This is a genomic window from [Empedobacter] haloabium, from assembly GCA_008011715.2.
Lineage (GTDB): Bacteria > Pseudomonadota > Gammaproteobacteria > Burkholderiales > Burkholderiaceae_D > Rugamonas > Rugamonas haloabia.
In genome coordinates this window covers 3,314,539-3,340,307 of the sequence record CP136508.1, presented here as the reverse complement: position 1 = coordinate 3,340,307, position 25,769 = coordinate 3,314,539, and the positions used below count along the sequence as shown (strand labels likewise).

24 protein-coding genes are annotated in these 25,769 nt (G+C 68.5%); 16 read left to right on the top strand and 8 right to left on the bottom strand.

What is annotated here, in order from left to right:
* The first annotated feature begins 20 nt into the window (after positions 1 to 20).
* Positions 21 to 1,088, top strand: coding sequence for a UDP-glucose--hexose-1-phosphate uridylyltransferase (locus E7V67_014585; protein ID WUR10949.1), 1,068 nt, complete (start codon positions 21 to 23; stop codon positions 1,086 to 1,088).
* Entirely contained in the window at positions 1,081 to 2,259 is a 1,179-nt protein-coding gene (gene galK, locus E7V67_014580) for a galactokinase (GenBank protein ID WUR10948.1), read from the top strand. The genes E7V67_014585 and galK overlap by 8 nt, the downstream gene beginning before the upstream one ends.
* Positions 2,260 to 2,311: 52 nt before the next feature.
* Here galK and E7V67_014575 read toward each other — a convergent pair whose 3' ends face one another.
* The gene (locus tag E7V67_014575; protein WUR10947.1) at positions 2,312 to 3,721 is read right to left on the bottom strand and encodes a PPC domain-containing protein; all 1,410 of its coding nucleotides are present in this window, start codon (positions 3,719 to 3,721) and stop codon (positions 2,312 to 2,314) included.
* A 382-nt stretch (positions 3,722 to 4,103) separates the two neighbouring features.
* Between E7V67_014575 and E7V67_014570 the strand changes: the two genes are divergently transcribed.
* On the top strand, positions 4,104 to 4,514 hold the full coding sequence (locus E7V67_014570) for a KGG domain-containing protein (protein WUR10946.1): 411 nt from the start codon (positions 4,104 to 4,106) through the stop codon (positions 4,512 to 4,514).
* Between the two features lie 111 nt (positions 4,515 to 4,625).
* Here E7V67_014570 and E7V67_014565 read toward each other — a convergent pair whose 3' ends face one another.
* Positions 4,626 to 5,600: an IS1595 family transposase gene (locus E7V67_014565; GenBank protein WUR10945.1), complete on the bottom strand. Its 975-nt coding sequence runs from the start codon at positions 5,598 to 5,600 to the stop codon at positions 4,626 to 4,628.
* A 92-nt stretch (positions 5,601 to 5,692) separates the two neighbouring features.
* Positions 5,693 to 6,112 (bottom strand): hydroxyisourate hydrolase, encoded by a 420-nt coding sequence (gene uraH / locus E7V67_014560; protein WUR10944.1) that lies wholly within the window; start codon positions 6,110 to 6,112, stop codon positions 5,693 to 5,695.
* Positions 6,113 to 6,380: 268 nt separating this feature from the next.
* Between uraH and E7V67_014555 the strand changes: the two genes are divergently transcribed.
* The 3 genes from E7V67_014555 to E7V67_014545 all read left to right on the top strand — a co-directional run bounded on the left by E7V67_014555 (position 6,381) and on the right by E7V67_014545 (position 9,178).
* A complete protein-coding gene (locus tag E7V67_014555; GenBank protein WUR10943.1) occupies positions 6,381 to 6,794 on the top strand; it encodes a KGG domain-containing protein in 414 nt (137 codons plus the stop codon).
* 131 nt (positions 6,795 to 6,925) lie between these two features.
* Complete coding sequence (locus E7V67_014550; protein ID WUR10942.1) at positions 6,926 to 8,302, top strand: PQQ-dependent sugar dehydrogenase; 1,377 nt, start codon at positions 6,926 to 6,928, stop codon at positions 8,300 to 8,302.
* A gap of 69 nt (positions 8,303 to 8,371) precedes the next feature.
* On the top strand, positions 8,372 to 9,178 hold the full coding sequence (locus E7V67_014545) for a ferritin-like domain-containing protein (protein WUR10941.1): 807 nt from the start codon (positions 8,372 to 8,374) through the stop codon (positions 9,176 to 9,178).
* On the opposite strand, the gene E7V67_014540 is transcribed toward E7V67_014545, so the two are convergent.
* Positions 9,141 to 9,335 (bottom strand): hypothetical protein, encoded by a 195-nt coding sequence (locus E7V67_014540; protein WUR10940.1) that lies wholly within the window; start codon positions 9,333 to 9,335, stop codon positions 9,141 to 9,143. The genes E7V67_014545 and E7V67_014540 overlap by 38 nt on opposite strands.
* 226 nt (positions 9,336 to 9,561) lie before the next feature.
* Here E7V67_014540 and E7V67_014535 point away from each other — a divergent pair, with 226 nt between their 5' ends.
* On the top strand, positions 9,562 to 10,860 hold the full coding sequence (locus E7V67_014535) for a sugar MFS transporter (GenBank protein ID WUR10939.1): 1,299 nt from the start codon (positions 9,562 to 9,564) through the stop codon (positions 10,858 to 10,860).
* 82 nt (positions 10,861 to 10,942) lie between these two features.
* On the top strand, positions 10,943 to 11,230 hold the full coding sequence (locus tag E7V67_014530) for a putative quinol monooxygenase (protein ID WUR10938.1): 288 nt from the start codon (positions 10,943 to 10,945) through the stop codon (positions 11,228 to 11,230).
* A gap of 27 nt (positions 11,231 to 11,257) precedes the next feature.
* Here E7V67_014530 and E7V67_014525 read toward each other — a convergent pair whose 3' ends face one another.
* A complete protein-coding gene (locus E7V67_014525; protein ID WUR10937.1) occupies positions 11,258 to 12,199 on the bottom strand; it encodes a hypothetical protein in 942 nt (313 codons plus the stop codon).
* Between the two features lie 65 nt (positions 12,200 to 12,264).
* Between E7V67_014525 and E7V67_014520 the strand changes: the two genes are divergently transcribed.
* On the top strand, positions 12,265 to 12,867 hold the full coding sequence (locus E7V67_014520; protein ID WUR16284.1) for a flavin reductase family protein: 603 nt from the start codon (positions 12,265 to 12,267) through the stop codon (positions 12,865 to 12,867).
* Here the strand turns inward: E7V67_014520 and E7V67_014515 are convergent.
* Positions 12,839 to 14,944, bottom strand: a complete 2,106-nt coding sequence (locus E7V67_014515; protein WUR10936.1) for a TonB-dependent siderophore receptor — start codon at positions 14,942 to 14,944, stop codon at positions 12,839 to 12,841. The genes E7V67_014520 and E7V67_014515 overlap by 29 nt on opposite strands.
* Before the next feature lie 136 nt (positions 14,945 to 15,080).
* Here E7V67_014515 and E7V67_014510 point away from each other — a divergent pair, with 136 nt between their 5' ends.
* Positions 15,081 to 16,262, top strand: a complete 1,182-nt coding sequence (locus E7V67_014510; GenBank protein ID WUR10935.1) for a PAS domain-containing sensor histidine kinase — start codon at positions 15,081 to 15,083, stop codon at positions 16,260 to 16,262.
* A 4-nt stretch (positions 16,263 to 16,266) separates the two neighbouring features.
* On the opposite strand, the gene hmgA is transcribed toward E7V67_014510, so the two are convergent.
* A complete protein-coding gene (gene hmgA / locus E7V67_014505) occupies positions 16,267 to 17,577 on the bottom strand; it encodes a homogentisate 1,2-dioxygenase (GenBank protein WUR10934.1) in 1,311 nt (436 codons plus the stop codon).
* A 109-nt stretch (positions 17,578 to 17,686) separates the two neighbouring features.
* Here hmgA and E7V67_014500 point away from each other — a divergent pair, with 109 nt between their 5' ends.
* Positions 17,687 to 18,574: a LysR family transcriptional regulator gene (locus E7V67_014500; protein ID WUR10933.1), complete on the top strand. Its 888-nt coding sequence runs from the start codon at positions 17,687 to 17,689 to the stop codon at positions 18,572 to 18,574.
* A 4-nt stretch (positions 18,575 to 18,578) separates the two neighbouring features.
* Here the strand turns inward: E7V67_014500 and E7V67_014495 are convergent, their stop codons facing one another.
* Positions 18,579 to 19,718 carry a mechanosensitive ion channel family protein gene (locus E7V67_014495; protein WUR10932.1) on the bottom strand — a complete coding sequence of 380 codons (1,140 nt, stop codon included), beginning with the start codon at positions 19,716 to 19,718 and terminating at the stop codon, positions 18,579 to 18,581.
* Positions 19,719 to 20,012: 294 nt separating this feature from the next.
* On the opposite strand from E7V67_014495, the gene E7V67_014490 reads away from it, so the two are divergent.
* Genes E7V67_014490 through nagZ form a run of 5 tightly spaced genes read left to right on the top strand, consistent with a single transcriptional unit; the run spans position 20,013 to position 25,760 of the window.
* Positions 20,013 to 21,212 (top strand): MFS transporter, encoded by a 1,200-nt coding sequence (locus E7V67_014490; protein ID WUR10931.1) that lies wholly within the window; start codon positions 20,013 to 20,015, stop codon positions 21,210 to 21,212.
* 14 nt (positions 21,213 to 21,226) lie between these two features.
* On the top strand, positions 21,227 to 22,621 hold the full coding sequence (locus tag E7V67_014485; GenBank protein ID WUR10930.1) for a glycosyltransferase: 1,395 nt from the start codon (positions 21,227 to 21,229) through the stop codon (positions 22,619 to 22,621).
* On the top strand, positions 22,614 to 23,219 hold the full coding sequence (locus E7V67_014480; GenBank protein WUR10929.1) for a GNAT family N-acetyltransferase: 606 nt from the start codon (positions 22,614 to 22,616) through the stop codon (positions 23,217 to 23,219). The genes E7V67_014485 and E7V67_014480 overlap by 8 nt, the downstream gene beginning before the upstream one ends.
* On the top strand, positions 23,216 to 24,184 hold the full coding sequence (locus E7V67_014475; protein ID WUR10928.1) for a phytanoyl-CoA dioxygenase family protein: 969 nt from the start codon (positions 23,216 to 23,218) through the stop codon (positions 24,182 to 24,184). Before E7V67_014480 ends, E7V67_014475 begins: the two co-directional genes overlap by 4 nt.
* Before the next feature lie 46 nt (positions 24,185 to 24,230).
* Entirely contained in the window at positions 24,231 to 25,760 is a 1,530-nt protein-coding gene (nagZ, locus tag E7V67_014470; GenBank protein WUR10927.1) for a beta-N-acetylhexosaminidase, read from the top strand.
* Positions 25,761 to 25,769: the final 9 nt, after the last annotated feature.

Below are 25,769 nucleotides of genomic sequence, written 5' to 3'. Positions count from 1 at the left end.
TCAGTTTCGTAAGGAAAACCATGTTCAATCCATCAGACCATCCGCATCGCCGCTACAACCCGCTGACGGGCGAATGGGTGCTCGTGTCGCCGCACCGCGCCAAGCGGCCGTGGCAGGGGGCGCAGGAGGCCCCGGACAATAGCCCGAAACCGTCGCACGACCCCACCTGTTATCTGTGTGCCGGCAACACCCGGGTCAACGGCGTGAAAAATCCCGACTACACGGGCACCTATGTATTCGACAACGACTTTGCCGCGCTGATGCCCGATACGCCGGACGCGGCGCCGGACACCGATCCGCTGATGCGCACGATGAGCGTGCGCGGCACCAGCCGCGTGATCTGCTTTTCGCCGGACCACAGCGCCACCCTGCCGCAGCTGTCGCCAGCCGCCATCGGGCAGGTGATCGATACCTGGTGCGCCCAGGCCGAGGAGCTGGGCCGCACCTATCGCTGGGTGCAGGTGTTCGAGAACAAGGGCGCCGCGATGGGCTGCTCGAACCCGCACCCGCACGGCCAGATCTGGGCCAACAGTTTTCTGCCCAACCTGCCGGCCGCGGAAGACCGCGAACAGAACGCCTACCAGGCCAAGCACGGCCGCTCGCTGCTGCTCGACTATGCGGAGCGCGAGGCGGACGGCGAGCGCGTCGTGGTGCAGAGCGAATTCTGGCTGGCCGTGGTGCCGTACTGGGCCAGCTGGCCGTTCGAGACCCTGGTGCTGCCGCGCTTCCCGGTGCAGCGCCTGGAGCAGCTGACGCCGCCGCAACGGGCCGACCTGGCCGTCGTGCTGAAGCGCCTGACGACCCGCTACGACAACCTGTTCAAGACGTCCTTCCCGTATTCGATGGGGTGGCATGGCGCGCCGTACGAGGAGACGGCGCGTGCCGCACCGTCGCCGGCCTGGCAACTGCATGCGCATTTCTATCCGCCGCTGCTGCGCTCGGCCACGGTGCGCAAGTTCATGGTCGGTTTCGAGATGCTGGCCGAGGCCCAGCGCGACCTGACGCCGGAGCAGGCGGCCGCCCAGCTGCGTGCCCTGTCCGACGTCCACTACCTTCAACCCAACGACAAGCAAGAACAAGATGAATGACTCCGCAGTCCCATCCAGCCCGGGCGAACGCGCCCGGGCGGCATTCGCCGCCGTGTTCGGCAGCAACCCGACCGTCGTCGTGCAGGCGCCCGGCCGCGTCAACCTGATCGGCGAGCATACCGACTACAACGACGGCCTGGTGCTGCCGTGCGCGATCGACTACCGCACCGTGATCGCGGCCAGCGAGCGGGCCGACCGTACCGTGCGCATCGTCGCGGCCGACTACGGCAATGCGATCGACGAGTTCTCGCTGGACGCGCCGATCGAGCGCCTGGCCGAGCCGATGTGGGCCAACTACGTGCGCGGCGTCATCGACGTGCTGGTCAAGCGCGGCTTGCCGATACGAGGGCTGGACCTGGCGATCTCGGGCAACGTGCCGCAAGGGGCGGGCTTGTCGTCGTCCGCCTCGCTGTCGGTGGCGGTGGGGCGTGTGTTTGCCACCCTGCCGGGCTTGGAGGGCCTGAGCCCGATCGACATCGCGCTGATCGCCCAGCAGGCCGAGAACGACTTCGTCGGCTGCAAGTGCGGCAATATGGACCAGATCATCTCGGCTTCCGGCGTCGAGGGACATGCCCTGCTGATCGACTGCCGTTCGCTGGAGACGCGGCCGGTGCCGATCCCGGCTGGCGCCGCCATCATGATCTTCCACTCGCACGTGGAGCGCGGCCTGGTGGACAGCGAGTACAACACCCGGCGTCGCCAGTGCGAGGAGGTGGCGCGCCACTTCGGTGTGGCGGCCCTGCGCGACGTCGACGCGGCCATGCTGGAAGCGCGTGGCGGCGAGCTCGATGCGCTGGCCTTGCGCCGCGCCCGCCACGTCGTCACGGAGAACGCCCGTGTCGAGGCGGCCGGCGCGGCACTGGCGGCAGGCGACCTGGCGCGGATGGGCGAGCTGATGGCCGCCTCGCACGTATCGATGCGGGACGACTTCGAGATCACGGTGCCGCTGATCGACCAGCTGGTCGAGATCGTGGGCAAGGTGATCGGCCGCCGCGGCGGCGTGCGCATGACGGGCGGCGGCTTCGGCGGCTGCGTGGTGGCGCTGGTGCCCGAAGGCGAGGTGGAGGCTGTGAGTGCCGCCGTGGCACGCGAATATCGCGGGCCGGCAGGCCAGCAGGCCACGATCTACGTGTGCCGGGCGGCGGCTGGGGCGGGGGTGGTGACGGCCTGAACGCGATGCGGTCCGGGCAGGGAAGCCTGCCCCGGACCTTATCGCGTGCCGGTCAACGCAGGATCACCGTCAAATCCGCGGCGGCGTAGGCCGCCTGGCCGTAGACGCCGATGTAGAACGTCCCAGGCGGCGGCGCACTGACCGTCAGGCTGTCGTTGTTGCCGGCCTCCGTGGTGCGGCCGTCGGTTGTCGCCAGCGTGGGCAGGCCGCCATAGCGCAGGAACAGGTCAGCGTTGCCGCTGGCCGGTGTCACCCGCGAGGACAGGGCGATCCGCATGCTGCCGGTGTTGGCGGGCACGATGACCTTGAAGTACTTCCAGCCGCCGGCCGCATCCGACAGGTTGCTTGCCGGTACGCCGCTGGCAAGCAAGGTGGGCGTGACGACGGTGTCGGCCATGTAGTCCCGCGCCAGCACGTCGGCAGTCCAGCTGCTGCCGCTGACGGCAGCCGGGCGCCACTGGATCGAGAACTTGCCAGCGGTGGTGCCGCACAGCGAGAAGGGCCCGACATAGTTGATGTGCGGGGTCGCCACTGTCGGTGCGGCGACAACCGCGCCGGCGCTGTCGACCTGGGCGAAATTGATCGTGCGCTGTCCCGCGACGTAGCTCATCCAGGCGACGGCGTAGCTGTTGTTGTCGAACAGCAGGGCGGCGCTGGCGCTGTCGTCGGAAATCTGCGTCGATACGCGGGTAGGCTGGCCGATCCGGGCACCGCCACGGGCAAACAACTGCGCATAGGTCGAGAAGCCGTTGCCATCCTGGCCGTGCGTCACCCAGGACACCAGGTAATTGCCTGCCGCGTTCATTGCGAGGCTGCTGCCCCATTGGCGGGTACCGAGATAGGTATTGACCCGTGCCGCGGGATACACCCAATCCTCGGCGCTTGAATAGCGCACCGCCATGGTGTCGTAGCGACCGCCGGTATTGCTGGTAAATGCCACGATGACGTCACCGTTGGTATCGGTATCGACGCCGTTGGCCACATAAACATTATCGCCACCGAATTGGCGCTGGTAATTGAGCGGCGCACCGTTGGCATTGAATCGCTTCAGATAACCGTTGCGGGCCGGCAGATTTCCCCATGTGTACCACGCCACGGCAATCGTGCCGTCCTGCGCGACCTTGACCAGGCCGGTGATCCCGGTGTGCTGGGTGTCGTTCACACGCACCGGCGCCGCCACCAGCTGGCCGTTACGGTTGTACACGGAAAGGTACAAGTCGGTATTGCTGCCGTTGGCTTTGGCGTGCAGTACCGCGAAGGCGCCATTCTTCGCCGCGCTCACGGAAATCGTATCCTGGGGCAGTTGCATGCTTTCCGTCGCGCCGATGACGGCGCCGCTGGCGTCCACCCGCTTGACGTAGGGAATGCGCGCTGTCGTCGCGCTGCGCCATACCGTAGCAATATCGCCGTTCGCGGCGGCTGCGCAACCGATGTAATCCTGAGCGCCGGTAGCTTCGTTCACGGCGGGGTAAGTTGGCCTTAACTCGACAGCATGAGCTGACGGCAATGCCAACATTGCGAGAATCATTAACGGCAAGCGTGACACTTTCCCTCCGAAAATATTGATGAGTTGTAATTCTATATTATTAGCATCTTTTCGCACGGGAAATATTCGGATGATTTCGGCTCATTAACTAGCATATTGCAATCAATGCGTGAACGGTCCGACTTGCCAGTAGCGCCTATTCCTACGTCCAGCTGGCCGGACCGCTTATAAAAACAAAGTTCGCTCGTCGTTACCATGGCATCACCTTAACGCGACAAGCCAGCCTGACGGCAAGGGCAGGTCGCCGATGGGATGCAATGTCAACCTGAAATGTTTTTAACGCTTAAGGAGAAACATCATGGCATCGAATCGCAACAACAACCCGCAGGGCAATAACCAGTTCACCAAAGACAGCGGCAACAGCCAGTCGGGCAACCGCGGCAACAGCCAGTCGGGCGACACCAGCAACCGTGGCTTCGCCTCGATGGATCCGCAGCGGCAGCGCGAGATTGCCAGCGAAGGCGGCCGTGCGGCCCACGCCTCGGGCAACGCCCACGAGTTTAATTCGGAAGAGGCGCGCCGCGCCGGCTCGATGAGCCACAAGAACGATGGCAACCGCCAGAGCGGCAACGAAGGTAACGGCGGCGGCAATCGCGGCGGTAACCAGGGCGGCAACCAGGGTGGCCGCCAAGGCGGTAGCGGCACGCAGGGCGGCACGCCGGAGCAGCATGCCCAGGCTGGCCGTCAGAGCCACAAGAACGACCGCTGACCGGCGTCGCCCGGCATGAAGCGAACCGCCCTTCGGGGCGGTTTTTTTTTGGCGCTGTTCGCGTTAGCTGGTGGTTGCTCCTCGTCACGGAACTTTTTCAGCGCATCGAGGTCATTGGCAGCCTGGACTGTACTTGCCCGGCGCCACCCCGATGCGCAGCCAGTCCGATGGGGTCGCTGGCGAGCCGGCATCCAGCACCCGGCACCAAGCGGTGTAATTGGCCAGGTAGCGGCTGGCAACACCGTGGAAGCGCTGCAGCCAGCCCTTGAAGCGGCTGTGCCAGCCGTTCACGTTCTGGATATGGATCGCACCGCGCGCCCTGATGCCGGCACGCAGGTTGACGACCTCGTGGGTGAGCCTCGCCTCTCGCGCGAACGCCTGATAGGCCTTCGCCGCGTCGCTGATCAACAAGATGTCCGGCGCCAATACCGGCAGCAGATGCGCTTTCAGCTGCGCGGCACTGATCGGCCCGCGCCCCGTTACGAAATCGTGCGTGACACGGCTGCGATCGCGCGCGACGAGAATGCAATCGAACTGCTTGCTCAAACCGCGCCGGCTGGCCTTGCCGCCGCGCTTGCGGGCCGGCCGGGTCAGGTGGCGCGAGCCCTTCTGCGACTCGAGCAGGTAGGTCTCGTCCGCCTCGACGATATTGGACAATTTCGGGCGGCGTTCCCGCCGGACCCCGGCAATGAAACGGTGGCGCCATCGGAAACTGGTCGATGGCGCCACTGCCACGCGCTCGGCCGCCGCGCGCACCGTGGTCGATTCCAGCAGGCAGGTCAAATAGGCGAGCCACTTGTCGCGCAAGCGGAGCCGGGCCAATGGCGTTCCGGTCAGCGCGTTGAACGTGCGGCGGCACGCGGTGCAGCGATAGCGCTGCAGGCCGTTGGCCGCGCCGCTTCGGTGGCAACGACGACACGTGCAACGCGGACAAGGCGGCCTGCCGGCGGCGGCCTCGATCAATGAAAAGCATTGATCGCCCTGCATCGCTGTGGCCAGCAGCTCCTGTAATGCAGCGGCCTCTTCGAACGTCAGCTGGCGCTGACGCAGCGCCTGCAACACCGCCTGGAAATCCATCGTCCCCATTGCCGGCCTCCAATCCGCATGAGATATCTCAACAGGAGATCCGACAGGCCGGCGGGATGGAAGTTCCACTACTTAGCGCGAACAGCGCCCCGTCAATTGCCCCGGTAGGTCGAATAGCCGAACGGGCTCAGCAGCAACGGAATATGGTAGTGCCGCTCCGTCGCCGTCACCGTGAACTCCACCGGAATACGTGGAAAGAAGCTGGCCTGGCCGCCGCGGCGGTAATGCTCGCCGGTGCGGAACACGATGCGGTAATCACCTTTGCTGAACGGCAGGCCGGCGGGAAACAGCGCGGCGATGCGGCCCTGGGCATCGGTGCTGGCGCTGGCAAGTTCGCGCCAGGCATCGCCGCTGCGCTGTTCCAGCGTCACGGCGATACCGGCCGTGGGCTCGCCGGTCTGCATGTCGAGCACGTGCACACTGAGGGGATTGCCCGGCTGGGCCTGGGCGCCGCAAGCCAGCGCCAGCGCGAACACGGCTGGGAGAACGGAACGGGGAAGGAAGCAGGTCATGGTTGTCGAGAGAAATTGAGGAGGCTCGATGATGCCGCGCCGAGCAACTGGGCTGGATGACATTTCCGTCATCTGACGATGTTGCCGCGGCTGCGTGAACCTTCCGACCTGGCAGTAAGCGCTGGTCCTACGGCCCGGCAGCCGGACGACTTATATAAGAGTTGCGGCGCGAACCTTAAGATGTACCTACCTCGACGCGACACAGACCAGGTCGCCGAAGGGATGCAATGTCAACCTGAAATGTTTTTAACGCTTAAGGAGAAACATCATGGCATCGAATCGCAACAACAACCCGCAGGGCAATAACCAGTTCACCAAAGACAGCGGCAACAGCCAGTCCGGCAACCGCGGCAACAGCCAGTCGGGCGACACCAGCAACCGTGGCTTCGCCTCGATGGATCCAGAGCGCCAGCGCGAGATCGCCAGCGAAGGCGGCCGTGCGGCCCACGCCTCGGGCAACGCCCACGAGTTCAATTCGGAAGAGGCGCGCCGCGCCGGCTCGATGAGCCACAAGAACGACGGCAACCGCCAGAGCGGCAACGAGGGTAACGGCGGCGGCAATCGCGGCGGTAACCAGGGCGGTAACCAGGGCGGCCGCCAAGGCGGTAGCGGCACGCAGGGCGGCACGCCGGAGCAGCATGCCCAGGCTGGACGCCAGAGCCACAAGAACGACAAGCGCTGATGCGGTCGTTCCCTGATGCGAGAGAGTAGCTTGCCGCCCTTCGGGGCGGTTTTTTTTGCTGGCAAATCGCACTTGTCGTGCGACCGATAACGGCGCATGCTTTTCCGACAACCCACCCAATGGAGGCTGCCATGGTTCGTCCCGGAAATACGATTCGCCCCTTGCTGTGCCGCAGTGCCATCCTGCTGACGCTGACCGCCGCGCTGCCCGCGGCGCTGGCCCAGCGCACGAAGCTGGAAGACCCGATCCCCGCGCCAGTCCCCACCAGTGCCGTGACGGTGACCTTGCGGCCGGTGCTGGCGGGCCTGGTGTCGCCGGTGGCGGGCGCGGTGGCGCCGGGCGAGCCGGACAAGTTGTACGTGGTGGACCAGGTCGGCGTGGTGTGGCGTGTCGGCGTCGGTCCGAACGCGACGCAGAAGAACGCCCGCACGCTGTTCCTGGACGTCCGCGACCGGTTGGTCCGCCTGGGCGCGCGCGACGAACGCGGCTTGCTGGGCCTGGCATTCCATCCGGATTACGCCCGCAATGGCCGCCTGTACACCTACACGTCGGAAGCGGCCCGGCCAACGCCGGACTTCAGCACCCAGCCGCCGGGCGTCGCGCCCAACCACCAGAGCGTGTTGACGGAGTGGCGCGCCAGCGGCGGCACGGTGGACCCGGCCAGCGCACGCGTGCTGATGCGCATCGACCAGCCGCAAAGCAACCATAACGCCGGCGCGCTGGCGTTCGGGCCGGACAATCTGCTCTACATCGCGCTGGGCGACGGCGGCGCGGGCGACGACCAGGGCCCCGGCCACGCGCCGGAAGGCAACGGCCAGAGCCTGGCACCCGGCAATGTGCTGGGCAAGATCCTGCGCATCGATCCGCTCGGCAACGATTCCGCCAACGGGGCCTATGGCATCCCGGCCGACAATCCCTTCGTCGGCCGCCCGGGGGCCGACGAGATCTATGCGCTCGGCCTGCGCAACCCGTTCCGCATGGCATTCGGACCTGACGGCACCTTGTGGGCCGGCGACGTGGGGCAGGGCGCCATCGAGGAGGTCAACCACATCGTTGCCGGCGGCAACTACGGCTGGCCCGTCAAGGAGGGCAGTTTCCTGTTCGACGCCAACGGCACCGGCCCGGGCTTCGTGTACGCGCACAGCCCGAACGCGCCTGCCGGCCTGATCGACCCGCTGGCCGAGTACGATCACGCGGATGGCGCCGGCGCCCCGGTGGCGCGCCAGGCCGTGATCGGCGGCTACGTCTACACCGGCGCCAGCATCGCCGCGCTGCGCGGCCAGTATGTGTTTGCCGACTATATCGGCGCCAGCGGCAGCGGCGTGCTGCTGACGCTGGGCGCACGCAACGTGGTGCAGAAGCTGGTGGCGCAGCGGCGCGAGCCGCTGGGCCTGGCCGTGCTGGGCTTGGCGCAGGATGCCGGGGGCGAGCTGTACGTGCTGGCCAGCGCAGGCGGCACGCTGACGGGCACGTCCGGCGTCGTGCTGCGGGTCGCGCCGGCGCGCTGACGGCTGGCGCCGGCCCGGCGGCCTTTGTTACACTGCGCGTTTTTCCGCTGCCTTGTCGCATTTGCCGCCATGTCGATGCCTGCCGAGTTGCGCGCCCGCGCGCTGCACTGCCTGACCGAAACCGAACCCGCCGCCAAGATCGCGGCCGTCGAAGCCATGGCGCGGGCTTACGCGGCGAACCAGCTGCCGCTCGATCCTGCCGCCGTGCTGAGCACCGCCTTGCCGGTGCCGGGACGGCCGGCGCGGCCCGAACTGGTGCCGCCGCGCCTGGTCGGGCGGCGCTCGATGGTCACGCTGGAAGGGCGGGCGATGCTGATCCACGCGCTGGCCCATATCGAATTCAATGCCGTCAACCTGGCGCTGGACGCGCTGTGGCGTTTCCCCGGCATGCCGCCCGACTATTACGCCGACTGGCTCCGGGTGGCGCGCGAGGAGGCCTATCATTATTCCTTGCTGGCGGCGCACCTCGCCACGCAGGGCCACGCCTACGGCGACTTCCCCGGCCACGGCAGCCTGTGGGAGATGGTGGAAAAGACGCGCGGCGACGTCACGGCGCGCATGGCGCTGGTGCCGCGCACGCTGGAGGCGCGCGGGCTGGACGCGATCCCGCCGCTGCGCGCCAAGCTGGCCCAGGCCGGCGACCAGGCCGCGGCAGCCATTCTCGACATCATCCTGCGCGACGAGGTCGGCCACGTGGCCATCGGCAACCGCTGGTACGGCTGGCTGTGCGCGCGCCAGGGCCTGGACCCGGCCAGCACCTACGACGAGCTCGTGGTGCGTTACGCGGCACCCGTCATCAAGGGCCCGTTCAATATCGATGCGCGCCGGCTGGCCGGCTTCAGCGAGGCCGAGCTGCGCCGCTACCCGCCGGCATAGGTGCGCATTCCACGCGCGGATCGCTGTTGGCGTCCGCCAGCGCTTCCCAGCGCCCGAACAGGTCCAGCAGGTCCGCATGGGATTCGCTGAACGTGACCGCGCTGCCTGCCGGCGTGGTGCCTTTCGTACTGCCCTGCCTGTCGCCCGTTTCCATCATGCCGGTTTCCTCCTCGATGTCCGGCGATTATCGGCCCCGCGGCGGCCGGGGCATGTAGGCGTACGCCGAGCAGGCCTGTCAGCCGATCACCGCAATCCAGACGCGATCGATGGTTGCCGTGATGACAGCTATATCGTTTTTGATATAGCTCTTGCTGAATTTATCATTGGTAATCGATTAACGTGCCCTCTACGATAACGTTTTCAACCTGCTGAAAGGACCACTCGTGCCTGGGCCCATCGCATCTCCATCCTCCGCCGCCATCGGTCATCCCGTGGCCGCGTCCAGTTACAAGTCGGCCATGGCGCTGCTGGCCAGCCTGTTCTTCATCTGGGGCTTCATTACCGTCATCAACAACACGCTGCTGCCGCACCTGCGCAGCGTCTTCGAACTCAGCTATACGCAGACGACCCTGATCGAGTCGGTCTGGTTCATCGCCTATTTCGTCGCATCGATTCCCTCGGCGCGGCTGATCGAACGGGTCGGCTACAAGAAATCGATGGTGATCGGCCTCATCCTGATGGCCATCGGCGCGCTCGGCATGATTCCCGCCGCCCGGCTGCCGTCGTACGGCGTGACCCTGTGCGCGCTGTTCGTCATCGCCTGCGGCATCACCTTGCTGCAGGTGGCGGCCAATCCGTATGTGGCCGTGGTGGGTCCGGCCGACACGGCTTCCTCGCGCCTGAACCTGGTGCAGGCGTTCAATTCGCTGGGCGCCACCCTGGCGCCGCTGTTCGGCGGCTACCTGATCCTGGGCCGCTCGACGGGCGGCACCGCCGGCGCCGAGCAGGTGCTGACCCAGGCCGAGCGCCTGGCGGACGCCCAGGCCGTGCAACTGCCTTACCTGATCGTCGCGGTCGTGCTGGTACTGCTGGCGATCGCCATCGCGCGCTATCCGCTGCCGGCCATGGGCGGCAAGCGGGTCGAGAAGGCCGACCGTGGCAATCACTCCCTGTGGCGCCACCGCAACCTGGTGTTCGGCATTCCCGCCATCTTCATCTACCTGATCGCCGAGATCGGCGTGGCCAACCTGTTCATCAACTTCGTCTCGCAGCCGCACATCGGCAACGTCACCCACGAGCAGGCCTCGCACTATCTGTTCCTGCTGTGGGGCGGCATGATGGTGGGCCGCTTCGCCGGCAGCATGCTGATGCGTTCGATGTCGGCCGAAAGCGTGCTGGCCGGGGCGGCGATCGGCGCCACCATCGTGATGCTGGTCGCCACCTTCACGACGGGTCCGACCGCGATGTGGGCGCTGATCGCCGTGGGCCTGTTCCACTCGGTCATGTTCCCGACCATCTTCACCCTGGGCATCCGCGGCCTGGGCCCGTTGACGGAGGAGGGCGCCGGCCTGTTGATCATGGCGATCGCCGGCGGTGCGCTGGTGGTCGTGCAGGGCTGGCTGGCCGACACCTACGGGCTGCAGAACTCCTTCCTGCTGACGGCCGCTTGCGAGCTGTACGTGCTGTTCTACGCCCTGTGGGGCGCCAAGCCCACCAACGCGTTCCCGGAAACCCGGCATTGAGCGCTTGCTGCCGGGCGGCGCCCGCCCGGCAGGATTCGCCGTCTGCGTCTACAATGTGGACGGTTGAACAACAGGAGCCCCCATGAGCAATCTGATCGTCGTCGCCACCATCACCGCCAAGGAAGGCCAGCGCGAAGTCGTGCGCGCCGCGCTGGAGGCCGTCGTGCCACCGAGCCGGGCCGAAAGCGGCTGCCTGCGCTACGAGCTGCACGTCGACAACACCAATGCCGACCGCTTCGTCATGCTGGAAGAGTGGACCGGCGCGGAAGCGTTGGCCGCCCACGAGAAGACGGCGCACTTCCGCGAGCTCGTGGTCGCCGTCGTCGGCAAGGCGACCTTGCAGATCGACAAGCTGACCAAGCTGGCCTGAAGCGCGCCAACAGCCGGGCCCTAGGTGTCATGCGCCGGCGCGGGCGATGACCTTGACGACCAGGTTGTCCAGCGACTCCAGCTCCAGCCGCCAGCCCGGCTTGGCGCCGTTGTCCACGATCCGGCCCCAGGCGAACACCCGCACGTAGTTCTTGCCCGAGCGGCCTTCCGTCAGCCGGCTTTGCAGCAGGCCGCCGCCCGGGTAGGCCTCGATGCGCGCCAGCGGCAGGTCGAGCGTCAGCTTGCGGCTGCCCTCGTGCTCGTCGAACTGTTCGCACTCGTCGAGGAAATTCAGGTAGACGCGCTTGGGCCGGTCCGCCGGCCACAGGCTGATGCGGGCGCCGCCGTAGACGATGCGGCGGCCGTTCGTGCTCGGGGCGATGAAGCGTACCTGCGTGACGGCCTGGCGGTAGCTGAGGCGCTCGCCCTCGATCGTCACGACCTGCTCCTTCAGCGCCTCGCCCTCGAACTGGGCCCAGCAGTCGATGAATTTCTCCAGCAGGCCGGTGCGCGATTGGCCGGTGCGGGCGCGCGGCGGGCCATCGGCCGGGGCCAGCGCCATCATGGCGCCGCCCTGGTCTGCCGCCGCGGGGGCAACCGGCTGGTCCGCATGGCGCGGCGCGAACACGTCGATGACGTTGGTGGCCTTGGCGCGTTCGCGCCGCGTGCCGCCCGCCTCCGTATCCGCCTCGCGCCGCGCTTCGTCGCGGACCCAGACGCAGCTCTCCAGGTGCGGATGGTCGGGCGGCGCCCGAAAGTGAATCTGGCGGAATTTCTCGCCTTCCTCGGCCAGCTTGTCGTAGCCGACGCCGGACACCAAGGGGTTGCGCGCCACGCGGCACGCCGGGTCGGAACAGCGGAACGTGAAGCGCCGCCGCCTGCCTGCCGGCTGCGCGAAGTAGGCGCGCTGGGCCGCGTAGATGTCGACCACCTCGCCCAGTTCCTCGCAATACGCTTCCAGGATCTGCAAATCGTCCTCCGCCGGCTGCCTCGATAAGCTATTGTCGCCGCTATAATCGCGCCATGACAACCCCGCTGACATCTCACATTGCGCCGGTCGAACTGGCCAAGGCCTACCGCCTGATCAACCATGGCCCCACCGTGCTGGTGTCGGCCAGCCACGGCGGCGTCGCCAACGTGATGGCCGCCGCCTGGGCCTGCGCCCTCGATTTCGCCCCGCCCAAGGTCACCGTGGTGCTGGACAAGAGCACGCGCACGCGCGCGCTGGTCGAGGCCAGCGGCCGCTTCGTGCTGCAGGTCCCCACGGTGCGCCAGCTGGCACTGACCCAGGCGGTGGGCAACACCAGCCTGGCCGACGATGCCGACAAGCTGCGCCGCTGCGGCGTCACGCTGTTCCAGCAGGATGCCGAGCCGACCCCGCTGGTCGCGGGCTGCGCCGCCTGGCTGGCCTGCCGCCTGGTGCCGGAGCCGCACAACCAGCAGGCCTACGATCTGTTCATCGGCGAAGTGGAAGCGGCATGGGCGGATACGCGCGTCTTTGCGAACGGCCACTGGCGCTTCGAGGAAGCCGGGCCGGAGTGGCGCAGCCTGCACCACGTGGCCGGCGGCCATTACTATGCGATCGGCGCGCCGCTGTCCGCGCAGGACGCTACCAGTCCACCTTCGCCGTCAGCTTGACGCTGCGCGGCAGTCCGGCCGCCAGCCGCGTGCCGGCGCCGGCCCAGTAGCGCTTGTCGGCCGCGTTGTCGACGTTCAGCTGCCAGGTGACGTGGCGGCCCGCCAGCGGCGCCGCATAGCGCGCGCCCAGGGTGAACAGCGTGGTGCCGCCCAGGAAGGCCTGGTCCAGGTCGTTGACGGGGCGACGCCCGGTGTAATACGCGCCGCCGTTGACGGACAGCCCGGCGCCGACCTCGTACGATACGAACGCGCTGGCCGTGCGTCGCGCCGTGTTCTCCGGCAGCTTGCCATCGTAGGCCGCGCCGACATCCTGGAACTCGGCGTCGATCAGCTGGCCGGACAACTGCCAGGCCAGCCGCGGCGTGATCCGGCCTTGCGCGGAAGCCTCCAGCCCGCGGTAGCGCTGCGCGCCATCGGCCGTGAACACATTGGCGGCATTGGTGTAGTAACCGGGGCGGTCGATGTCGAACAGTGCCGCCTGCAGCAAAGTGCCGACCGGCGCGCGCCAGCGTACGCCCACTTCCTTTTGCCGGCTGACGCCCGGCGCCAGCCGCTCGCCCTGGTTGGCACTACCGGTGGGCGCCGTTTCGCCTTCCTCCAGCCCCTGCGCCGCGGAGGCGTACAGCGACACGTCGGCGGCAGGGCGCCACACCAGCGCCGCCAGCGGCGTGGTGCGGCCGACCCGGTAGCGCCGGCCGCCCTGGTCGCTCTGGAAGCGCGCGGCGCGCAGGCCTGCTACCAGCCGCCACTGCGGCGCGAGCGCGATGCGGTCGACCAGGTAGGCGCCGTTGTCCCGGCTGTCCAGCGCCGCCGTCGTGGGCGCCGCCGGCGCCGCGCCGATGACGGTGCCGGGCACGTGCGATACCGGCCGCGGATCGTACAGGTTTTGCGAAGGGATCGTGTAGGTGGCTTGGTAGACCGGTGCCTGGCCCTTGTCGGTACGGGTCAGGCCAAAGGTGACGTCGTGCCGCAGCGGGCCGGTCGCGACGGTGCCGGCCAATTCGGCGCGCAGCATGTCCGCATCGACGTCCAGGTGCTGGCTGTTGCCGGCGATGCGGCCGGCGCCCGTCGCCAGGGCAGCCGCGCTGGCGAAGCGGAAGATGGCCAGGTTGCGCTCGCGCCGCGTCTCGGCATGGCCGCCTTCGACGGTCAGCACCCAGTCGTCGCCTAGGGCATAATCGGCGCGCAGCTGCAGGTTGGCGGACTCGGTGGCGAACAGCGCCCAGTCCGGGCCGACGGCGCGACGCGCATCGACCGCGTGCGGCAGCGCGATGACGCCCGCCACGGCCGCCGGCAGCATCACGCCGGCCTGCTCGGTGACGCGGCGGCGCTGGTACTCCACGTCCGCCTTGAGGCGCAGGCGCGGGCTGGCCGTCCAGTCCAGCGCGACGGCCGCGAAGGCGCGGTTGCCATGGCCGATGCCGTCCATGTGCGAGCCCAGGGTACCGCCGGCCGCGTTGACGCGCACGCCGACCTGGCCGGCGGCGCCGAAGCGGCGCGCCACGTCCACGCTGGCCACCGCGCTGCCGTTCGCGTCGACCGCGAGGGCCGTACTGGTGACCGGCCTGGCGCCGGCGCGTTTGGTGACGAAGTTGACCACACCGGCCGGCGACGTGAAGCCGTAGTACAGCGCCGTGGCACCCTTCAGCACTTCGACGCGCTCCTTGTTTTCCATCGCCACCTGGGCGAAGTTCATGATGGGCAGCGTGCCGTTCAGGCGGTAGTTGGTGCGGTTCTCGACGGCGATGCCGCGGATCACCAGCTGGTCCCAGGTCTCGCCGCCGTTCTGCTGGCGTGTGACGCCGGCGGTGTTGCGCACCGCGTCGTACAGCCCGGCCGCCGCCTGCAGCTCGAGCACCTCGCGTGTGATAACGTTGACGGTGGCGGGCACGTCGAGGATGTCGCCACCGCGGAACGTGCCCGCTTCGACGGTATTGGGCATGAAGCCCTGGGCTTTGGCGGCCGTGACGCGCACGGCTTGAAACCCGGTATCGTCGGCTTGGGCCAGGGCCACGACGGGAAACGCGAGGGACAGGGCCAGCGCGACGGCTTGGCGGGGCAGGGCGAGGTGGTGCATGATGGCCTGAAGGAGTGCAAAAGGTCGCATCATGCCGTAAATGATAATCGTTATCAACTCGCAGAACCGCGTATCGTAGCGCGGCGGCGCCCCTTTCACCGCTAGAATCCAAACCAGTTGGCTTCATGGGGATTGCATGGCACAGGCAGAGCATGGTTCATGGAACGACGCGGATGTCGCCGCGTTCGGCGCGCTGATGACGGGCGCCACGCGCCACTTCGGCGTCCTCTTCTTCGATGCGCAGCGCCGTATCACCGGGTGGAGCTGCGGCGCCTACGCGATCACCGGCTGGACCGGGCGCGAAGCGCTGGGCCAGCCCACGGCCCTGCTGTTCACGCCGGAAGACCGGGCCCGCAAGCTGGACGAACACGAGGCCAGCGCCGCCATGGTGGTCGGCGTGGCGGAGGACGAGCGCTGGCACCTGCGCAAGGACGGCACCCGTTTCTGGTCCAGTGGCCTGACGCTGCCGCTGCGGGCGACGACGCAGCCGGGCGAATCCGCCTTCGTCAAGGTGTTTCGCGACGCCACCCACTTGCGCGGGCGCGCCAAGACGCTGGAAAACCTGCTGCACGAGCACGAACAGACGCAGCAGGAGCGGGAACGCTTCCTGGCCACCATCGTGCATGAAATGCGCAATCCGCTCTCGCCGCTGAAGATGTCGGTGCAACTGCTGCAGCGCCACGGCGACGAGACGGGCCGGCTGGCCGAGCCGCTGCGCGTGATGGGTCGCCAGCTGGAGTGCCTGGAACGCCTGGTCGAGGATCTGGTCGACCTGACCCGGGTCCACAAGGGCAAGCTGGCCATCGAATACGGGATCGTCGAGCTGCGGGCCTTCCTGCGCGAGGCGCTCGAGAGCTGCCGCGAGGCCGCCACCATGCGCGGTGTGGCGCTGCACCTGGTGGCGCCGACGGTGCCGATCTACCTTGAGGCCGATGCGGGGCGGCTGCAGCAGGTCGTCGTCAACCTGTGCAACAACGCCATCAAGTTTACCCAGCGCGGCGGCAACGCCTGGCTGACGGCGACCGTGGACCAGACCCACGTGGTGCTGACGATGCGCGACGACGGCCGCGGCATCACGGCCGACCTGCTGCCGCGCATCTTCGAGGTGTTCACGCAGGCCGGCGACGCCTTCAGCGGCCGCGGCGCCGGGCTGGGCATCGGGCTGGCGCTGGTGAAGGAGATCGTCAGTCTGCACCAGGGCACCGTGGAAGTGCGCAGCGCCGGTGCCGGCAAGGGCAGCGAGTTCGTCGTGCGCATCCCCCAGCACAAGCCGAACCCGCCGGCCCGCCCGAGCGCGCAGCCGGAAGACGGCCCTTGAGCGATTAGCGGCCGCCGTCGAAGTGCTTGCGGATGCCGGCCCAGCACTGCTGGTAGTCGCGCTGGCGCTGCCCGCTGGCCAGTGCCTGCTCGGTCGGCACGATCACATTGCGGGTCTCGAACATGAACGCCATCGTGTCGGCCACCTTGACTGGCTTGGTGGTGTCGCTCGCGCTGGCCTTGTCGAAGGTGGCCGCGTCCGGGCCATGGCCGCTCATGCAGTTGTGCAGGCTGGCGCCGCCCGGCACGAAGCCGCCGCCTTCCTTGGCGTCGTAGGCGCCGTGGATCAAGCCCATGAACTCGCTGGCCACGTTGCGGTGGAACCAGGGCGGGCGGAAGGTGTCCTCGCCGGCCAGCCAGCGCGGCGGGAAGATGACGAAGTCCAGCGTGTCCACGCCCGGCGTGTCCGACGGTGCCTGCAGCACCAGGAAGATCGACGGGTCCGGGTGGTCGTAGCTGATCGAACCGATCGTGTTGAAGTGGCGCAGGTCATAGCGGTACGGCGCGTAGTTGCCGTGCCAGGCGACGACGTCCAGCGGCGAATGGCCGATCGGCGCCTGCCACAGGTTGCCGCAGAACTTCGCCACCAGCGTGAACTTGCCTTCGCGCTCCTCGTAGCAGGCCACGGGCGTCTCGAAGTCGCGCGGATTGGCCAGGCCGTTCGAGCCGATCGGGCCCAGATCGGGCAGCTGCAGCAGGGCGCCAAAATTCTCGCAGATGTAACCGCGCGCGCTGCCGTCCGGCAGGTCCACCGTGAAGCGCACGCCGCGCGGAATCACGGCGATCTGCTGCGGCTCGATGTCGAGCGTGCCCAGTTCCGTGCGCAGGGTCAGGCGGCCCTGCTGGGGCACGATCAGCAGCTCGCCGTCCGCGTCGTAGAAATAGCGATCCTGCATCGACCGGTTGGCGGCATACAGATGGATCGCGCAGCCCGTCATCGCCTCGGGCGAACCGTTGCCGGCCATGGTCACCCAGCCGTCGATGAAATCGGTCGGCGCGCTTGGCACCGGCAACGGGTCCCAGCGCAGCTGGTTCGGCGGGGCCGCGTTGGTGAAGCTGCTGACGATGCGGCCGTTGTCGATGCGCTCGAATTCGCCGTGCTGGGCGGCCGGGCGGATGCGGTACAGCCAGGAGCGGCGGTTGTGGCTGCGCGGGGCGGTAAACGCCGTGCCGGAGATCTGCTCGGCATACAGGCCGTAGGGCGCGCGCTGCGGCGAGTTGCGGTGCGCCGGCAGGGCGCCCGGCAGCGCCTCGGTGGCGAACTCATTGCCGAAGCCGACCTGGTAGCCGGCCGGCAGGCTGGTGTTGTGCGTCATCTGGTGTCTCCTGTGCGGGATGTCCCAGCACTGTAGACCGTCCGATAATATTTTACGAGATCAATAGTTAAATGTAGACTATTCACCTGGTGAATAAATAGGATGGCCGATGGACATCGACCTGAACCTGCTGGCGGTGTTCCAGCACGTCTACCGCGAACGGCAGATTTCGGCGGCGGCGCGTCGCCTGGGCCTGACGCAATCGGCGGTCAGCAATGCGCTGGCGCGGCTGCGCCGCGTGTTCGACGACGAACTGTTCGTCCGCACGGCCCAGGGCATGCAGCCGACCCCGTTCGCCGAGCAGGTAGCCGAACCGATCGGTGCTGCGCTGGCGAGCGTGGCGCAGGCGCTGAACTACCGCAGCGGCTTCGATCCCGCCACCAGCACACGCCGCTTCACCATCGCGCTGACGGACGTGGGCGAAGTCTATTTCATGCCTGTGCTGATCGAGCGCTGCCGCCAGTTGGCGCCGGGCGTGCGGGTGCGCTCCGTGCGGGCCGGCAGCATCGCGCTGAAGGAAGAGATGGAAACCGGGCGGGTCGATCTCGCCATCGGCGCGTTCGACGACATGTCGGAAGCGCTGTTCCAGCGCCAGCTGTTCCGCCAGCGCTTCGTGACGATGCTGCGCGCCGGTCATCCGCTCGCCGCCGGGCCGATGGACCTGGAGCGATTCAGCGCCGCGGCGCACCTGATCGTCGAAGCGCTGGACAGTCCGTACGACCGGGTCAACGCGCTGCTGGCGAAAGCGGGCATCGTGGCGGCGGCCGGCGTGCCGCACTTCACGGCGGTGCCCTACATTGTCGGCGCGGGCGACCTGGTGGTGACGGTACCGCAGAAGCTGGCCGAACGGGCCGCGGCGCCGTTCGGCCTTACGTGGATCGAACCGCCACTGGTGCTGCCGACCTTGCAGACCAATGTGTTCTGGCACCGGCGCTTCGGCCAGGACCCCGGCAATGCCTGGCTGCGCGAGCTGATCGTCGCGCAGTTCGGCGAGTAGCTCATCAGGAGCGTCCGCCGCCCACGCGCGCGGCGGGCGCCTCCTCCTCTTCGTCATCGTCGCCCACCACGCGCAGGCCCTGCGCCATGTCCACCGCCACCCGCTGCACCGGCCGCACATTGCCCACGCCCAGTTCCTCCATCAGCTCCAGGGCGCCGAGCAGCACCTGCTGCTGCGTGTCCATGAAGGTGCCGTACGAGGGCACCAGCACGAAGTAGACCACCTCGAACTCGAGCGCGTCCTGCGTCACGTTCTTCAGGTGGGCGCGGTCGAAGCGCACGGATGGCTGGCGCTCGACGATCGCGCGCAGCCGTGCCGGCAGCTCGCGCGCCACCGCCACCGGCGTGGCCGGGTCGAACAGCAGCGAGAACGCCACGCGCCGGTTGGCCATGCGCTTGTAGTTGCGCACCGTGTTCTTCAGCAGGTCGGCGTTGGCGATGACGACCTGCTCGCCGCTGTCGGCGCGGATGCGCGTCGTCTTCAGGCCGACCTTCTCGACCGCGCCGGAAACGCCGTTGACGACGATCGCGTCGCCCACCTCGAACGGCTTGTCCACCGCGATCGACAACGACGCGAACAGGTCGCCCAGGATGTTCTGCACGGCCAGCGCCACGGCCACGCCGCCGATGCCCAGGCTCGCCACGAAGGCGGAGATATTGATACCCAGGTTGGCCAGCACGGCCAGCAGGAACACGGTCCACAGCACGGTCTTCATGGCCCAGCTGACCAGCGTGTGGGCGACGGTCGCCGGCGCATCCGGGTCCTTCGCATGGGTGCGGAAGTAGCGCTTGGCCGAGACCGACAAGGCATGGTCGATGTAGAGGGCCAGCTGCGCGCCCAGCGTGATGAACCACAGGTGGCGCACGCGCAGGTCCCACGGCGCCGGCAGGTCCAGCACCGTCAGGCCGATCAACAGGGCCGTCAGCGTGACGGCCACCATGCTGGTGCGGCCCAGCGTGGCCGCCAGGACTTCGGCATAGGGGCGGTCGGCCTTGCCCGCCTCGGCCAGCCGGGCGATGCGCCGGCGCGACCAGCGGATCAGCGCGTGCATCAGCAGGAACGCGACGACGGTGACGGCACCGGCGGTCAGCCAGTTGTCCAGTTCGATAGCGCGCAGGAATGCGAATTGACTGGTGAATTTCATCTTGCCTCCTTCTTTTGCTCATCGGCAGGGTAGCAAGCGCGGCGGCAATTCGGCCGCACGGTTCAGCTCGGAAATACGGCGGCGGTCGAACAGCTGGGGTCGGACCCGCTGGGTCCGACCCCAGGGTTCCTCCGAGGAACAGTCAAGCACGACCGGACAATCGTGGCGATTTCCTCACAGGAAGGCCGCAGAAAAAAGATACCAATTCAACTCCACTTGATCTAGTATACATGCCAATCCAATACCGGTTGCGCGCCAGCCGGCCTGGCGTGTCGTACCTGACGGGGGAATCGAATGCAGCGTCTGTGGTGGTTCGCGGGGTTTTTCCTGCTGTATGAACTGACGGTCTACCTGACCAACGACATGATCATGCCCGGCATGCCCCAGGTGATGGCGGAGTTCGGTGGCCCCAGCCGCTATATCGGCCTGTCGCTCAGCCTGTACATCCTGGGCGGCTGCAGCCTCCAGATCCTGCTAGGACCACTTGCAGACCGCATCGGCAAGCGCGGCGTCATGCTGGGCGGCGCCGCCTTCTTCCTGCTGGCCACCGGGCTGGTACCGCTGGCCCAGTCGGCCACGCAGTTCCTGACGATCCGCTTCTTCCAGGGCATGGGCTCGTGCTTCATCTTCATCGGCTACGCGGCGGTGCACGAACTGTTCGACGATACCCGCGCCGTCAAGCTGACTACCTTGATGGGCAATACGACGGTGTTCGCACCGCTGATCGGCCCGGTCGCCGGCAGCGCCATCATCGCGCTGACGGACTGGCGCGCCGTGTTCGTCACCGCCTTCGTGCTGGGCGGCGTGGCCTGGCTGGGACTCCTGCGCACGATGCCGGCGGGACGGCCGGCGGCGAAGACGAGCGCGCCGCCACGCCCGCTGGCCAGCTACCGCGCTATCTTCACCAACCGCACCTTCATGCTGGGCATCCTGGTGGCGGGACTGGCGATCACGCCGCTGACGGCCTGGATCGGGCTGTCGCCGGCCATCCTGCTGCAGCATGGCGGCGCCAGCTACGGCACCTATATCGCCTGGCAGTGCGCCATCTTCGTCGGCTTCGTCCTCAGCACGTTCGCGATCCAGCGCATGGGCGGCGAGCTGTCGCTGGGCCGGCTGCTGCGCCAGGGCGGCGTGCTGGCGTTGGCCGGGCTGGGCGGCGCCGGCTTCGCGGCAAGCCAGCCGCAGCTCTTCATCGCCTGCATGTTCGTGTTCTCGGCCGGCTTCGGCCTGTTCAACGGCGCCCTGGTCCGGATCGCCCTGACGGCCACCGGCCAGTCGATGAGCCTGACGTCGGCCGCCATGAGCCTGCTGTACTGCCTGTACATCGCCGCCGGCCTGGAGCTGTACAACGCCATCTGCGAGCGCTACGACTACGCGCTGCAGGCCTATGCCTGGTGCGGCGTGCCGGTCGCGCTGGCAGTCTGCGCGGGCCTGTTCCATATCGCACGCGGCCATGATGCGCGCCAGCGCGCCGCGCTGCCCGTCGCCGCCTGAACCGGAGCATCCGCATGACGTTCGATATCGACTACGAAATCCAGGTGCGCGAGCTGAAGGCCGAGTTCCTGGCCTGCCGCCAGTGGGAGCTGCTGGCCAGCCAGCACGACGGCGTGCGGCCCGCGCACGTCGAGCGCCTGCGCCTGCAGCGGCAGGGCTGGCGCCACCGGCTGGCGGCGCTGCGCTCGCACGTGCGAGTGCATTTCGACCGCTTCGATGCGCGCCGCGTGTCGTCGCTGCTGGCCTTGCCCAGCCGCGCGCTGGCGCCCGCCGAGCTGGTGCTGCACCGTATCTGGATGGGCGGGCCCGTGCCGGATGGCGTACGCCAGGCCGTCTGCCAGTGGGGCGCGGCACTGGACGAGGTGGACCTGCCGCCCGGCGCCGGCTATCGTGCGCTGTTGTGGGTATGGGATGCCGCCCAGCTGGCCGGCGATCCGCTGTTTCGGCCAGGGAGCGACGGCAAGCACCATTACACCATCGGCGGTCGGTTGCTCGAGGTGCGCGAGCTGGTGCCTTTCATCGCCCGCCACGTGCCGGCGCTGGCCGGGCGGCTGGTGCGGATGCACGAGGAGGGCTGCTACGTCAACCTGTCCGACTACCTGCGCATCCTGCTCCTGCGCGAGTGGGGCGGCGTCTACCTGGATGCGGACACGATGCCCTACCGCGCCGCCACCGTGTTCCTGGCGCGGCCGGAAGTGCCGGACTACGTCGCCTTCGCCAGCGAGGCCGGCCAGGTGCGCGCCACCCACGTCTCCTGGCTCAATCTCGTGCGCGACGAGAACGGCTTCCTGGTCGCGCGCCGCGGGGACCCGGCCGTGACGGCGCTGGCGGCCGAGATGACGGACGCGCTGGCGGCGCTGTCGGACCTGGCGCCGCGCGCGCTGCAGCAGGCCACCTATTATCGCTGGCGCCAGCACGTGGGCCGGACCTTGCTGGCCTGCCACGACATGATGCAGGACTACGCCGTGCTGGCGGACGCGCGGCCGGAACGCGTGGTCGCCGGCGTGGCGGGCATGCGGCTGCGCGTCGACGGCGACAGCGGTGTGCCGCTGCCGCTGTCGGCGGCCGAGCAGCGGGCCTACGAGCACGCCGTGGCCACGCTGGCCGGCCACGACTGGCAGTTGGCGCAGCCGCTGCTGCTGGAACGGCTGGTCGAACTGGCCTGGATCAGCGAGGTGCCGCCGCCGGCCTATGCGCCGCAGCTGCGCGCCCAGCCCGACAGCTGCAACTACTACTCGTTCCTGTCGGGCGACCCGGCGCTGGACCGCGTCAACCGGCTGTTCGCCGCCTACCTGCTGGCCCGCAACGATGCCCGCATCGCGCGCGGCGGCTTCTGGGCGCCGGTGCGCGGCGCACTGGCCGCGCCGGCGCCGCGTGCGCGCGGCAGGGAGCTGTCGGCCCATGAATGACGCGCGCGCACCGCTGGTGTTCGTGGCCGGCACCGAGGTCCCCGAGCGCGACCTGGACCGCATGGCGGCACTGCTGTTCGAGACCAGCTACCTGGAATACTGCTCGGCCGGCAACCGCCTGGGCCTGCCGTTGCGCGCGCTGCAGCGGCGCCAGAACGTCGAGCCCTGGCTGCGCCACATCCGCGCGCTGTACGTGGCGGGGCGCTTCGCCGGCTTCTACAACGCGGCCACGCTGGCGCAGTATGCGGCCGCGCCGGCCGTCAATTACTATCGGGACGAGGTGCGGGCGATGGACGCGGCCTACGAGGCCTTCGTGGCTGCCCATGCCGCACCGGATCAGTTGTTCGTCGCCAGCCTGGCGATCGAACCGGCCTGGCGGGGGCGCGGTTTGCTGGACGAGCTGCTGACGGACGCGCACCGGGTGGCACGCGTTGCCGGCTGCAGTGCGCTCGGGCTGACGGTATGGCAAACCAGCGCCGCGCTGCCGCTGTACGCGCGCCGCGGCTTTGCCACCGTCGGCACGTTCGACCGCGCCTGGGAACTGTTTTTCGACCGGCTGCATTTCATGACGCGGCCGTTGCCGCAGGAGGCACCATGAACGACACCATCGACACCATCGGCAAGCACAGTATCGGCGCGCGCAATCCGTCCACCGTCAGCGCCGGCGTACCCCGGCTGGCCGCGCGCGGCGAACGCGCGTTGCGCGTGCTGAGCGAAGCGGACTGGCGCCACTGGACCGAGAACGGCTACGTGGTCGTACGCGACGCCGTGCCGCGCGCCACCGTCGAGCGCATCGAGGCACTGATCTGGCGGTTCGAGGAGATGGACCCGGCCGACCCGACCACCTGGTCCCCCCCGGAGAAGGTCAAGCTGCGCCGCACGGAACTGAGCTACAACGCCGGCATGGTGGAGCTGTATCATCACCAGCTATTATGGGATGCCCGGCAGTCGCCGCGCGTGCATGGCGCGTTCGCCGACCTCTGGGGCACGCCCGAGCTGTGGGTGTCGATCGACCGCGTCAACCTGAACCTGCCGCCCGAGCCGGGCTTCGCATTCAAGGGCTTCATGCACTACGATTACGATCCGGACGGTGCCGCCGACAGCGTGCAGGGCGTGCTGTCGATCAGCGACCAGCTCGACCCGGAAGTGGGCGGTTTCAGCTGCATCCCGCAGCTGTTCCGCGACTACCCGGCCTGGCGCGCGCGCCAACCGGCCGATTTCGACTGGTACCGCCCGGACGTGGCCGGCCTGCCGGTCGAGCGCGTGCCGCTGGCGAAGGGCGACCTGCTGATCTTTAACAGCCGGCTGTGCCACGGCATCCGGCAGAACGTGTCGCGCAACAAGGCGCGCATCGCGCAGTACATCGCGATGCTGCCGGCGCGGGAGGACGACGCCGCCGCGCGCGAATGGCGCGTGCGCTGCTGGCGCGAGCGGTTGGCACCGCAGGGCTACAGCCTGCATGGCGACGCGCGCGGGATCGAGCGCACGCGGTACGATACGGCACAATTGACGCCGCTGGGCGAGCGGCTGCTGGGATTGACGTCCTGGCGCGGGCAGTTTTGATCAACGAGAGGAAGATATGGCAGTGCAGAATTCAGGGCAGGGTGGCGTGAACCGCGAAATCGGACAATTGTTCATGGTGGGCTTCGACGGCCTGGAGCCCGATGCCGCCATCGAGCGGCTGATCCGCGAACGCCGCGTGGGCGGCGTGATCCTGTTCCGCCGTAACGTGCACACCCCCGGCCAGGTGGCGACCCTGTGCCGCCGGCTGCAGGAAATCAACGCGGAGGTGTCGGACGAGCCGCTGCTGATCGCGCTGGACCAGGAAGGCGGCATGGTGATGCGCATCGAGCAGGGCGTGACACCGATGCCGGCGCCGATGGCGTTCCAGGCGGCCGGATCGAGCGACGACTGCCGCGCGCTGCACCGCATCAGCGGCGACGAGATGCGCCGCATCGGCGTCAACATGCTGCTGGCGCCGGTGCTGGACGTGAACAACAACCGCAGCAACCCCGTCATCGGCGTGCGCGCCTTCGGCGAGGATGCCGCCACCGTGATCGAATACGGCGGCGCCGCCATCGACGGCCTGCGGCAGGCCGGCGTGATCGTCACCGCCAAGCACTTCCCCGGCCACGGCGACACGGCGGTGGATTCGCATCATGCGATGGCGCTGGTGGCGCACGACCAGCAACGGCTGCGCGACGTCGAGCTGGCGCCGTTCCGCGCCGCCATCGCCCAGGGCGTCGATGCCATCATGACGGCGCACGTGGCCTTCCCCGCGTTCGAACCCGATGCCGGTGTGCCGGCCACCCTGTCGCACGCCGTGCTGACGGGCCTGCTGCGCGAGGAGATGGGCTACGACGGCGTGATCATCTCCGACTGCCTGGAGATGGGGGCGATTGCCGACGGCATCGGCGTCGAGGCCGGGGCGGTGGGCACGCTGCGTGCCGGCGCGGACATCGTGCTGATCTCGCATACCGAAGCGCGCCAGCACGCCGCCATCGACGCGGTGGCCGCCGCGCTGGCGGCCGGCGCGCTGTCCGCGCAGCGGATCGATGAGGCGCTGGCGCGCGTGCGCCGCCTGAAGCAGGCCGCCGCCGTGCGCGGCTGGCGCGAGCTGGCGGCCGCGCCGGCGGGACTGATGGCGCCGCAGGCCCTGGCGCTGGCGGCGGACGTGCAGCGTCGCGCGCTGAAGATCGAGGGCCCGTATCGGCCGCTGGACCGTGCGTTGCCGGTGGCCCTGGTCACGTTCGAGGTGCGCGACCGCACCGAGGTGGATGAAGTGGCCAATGGCCGCAACAAGGAGGCGCGCAGCTCGATGCTGGACGCGCTGCGCGCGGCCGGCTTCGACGTGACGGAACATGCGTTGTCGGCCCAGCCCACGAGCGCAGACGCCGATGCCGCGATCGCGTTCGCCCGCGACGCCGCGCAGATCGTGGTGCAGACGTATAACGCGATGCTGGTGGCCGAGCAGCAGCGTGTGCTGGGCGCGCTGCCGGCCGACCGCCTGTGGGTGGTGGCGGGGCGGCTGCCGTACGACCTCGACCTGGTGCCGGGCGCGCAGGGCCGGCTGGCCGCCTTCGGCTGCCGGCCGCCGGCGCTGGCGCCGGTGGTGGAGCGGCTGACCAGCGGCGCGTGAGATAGGGTC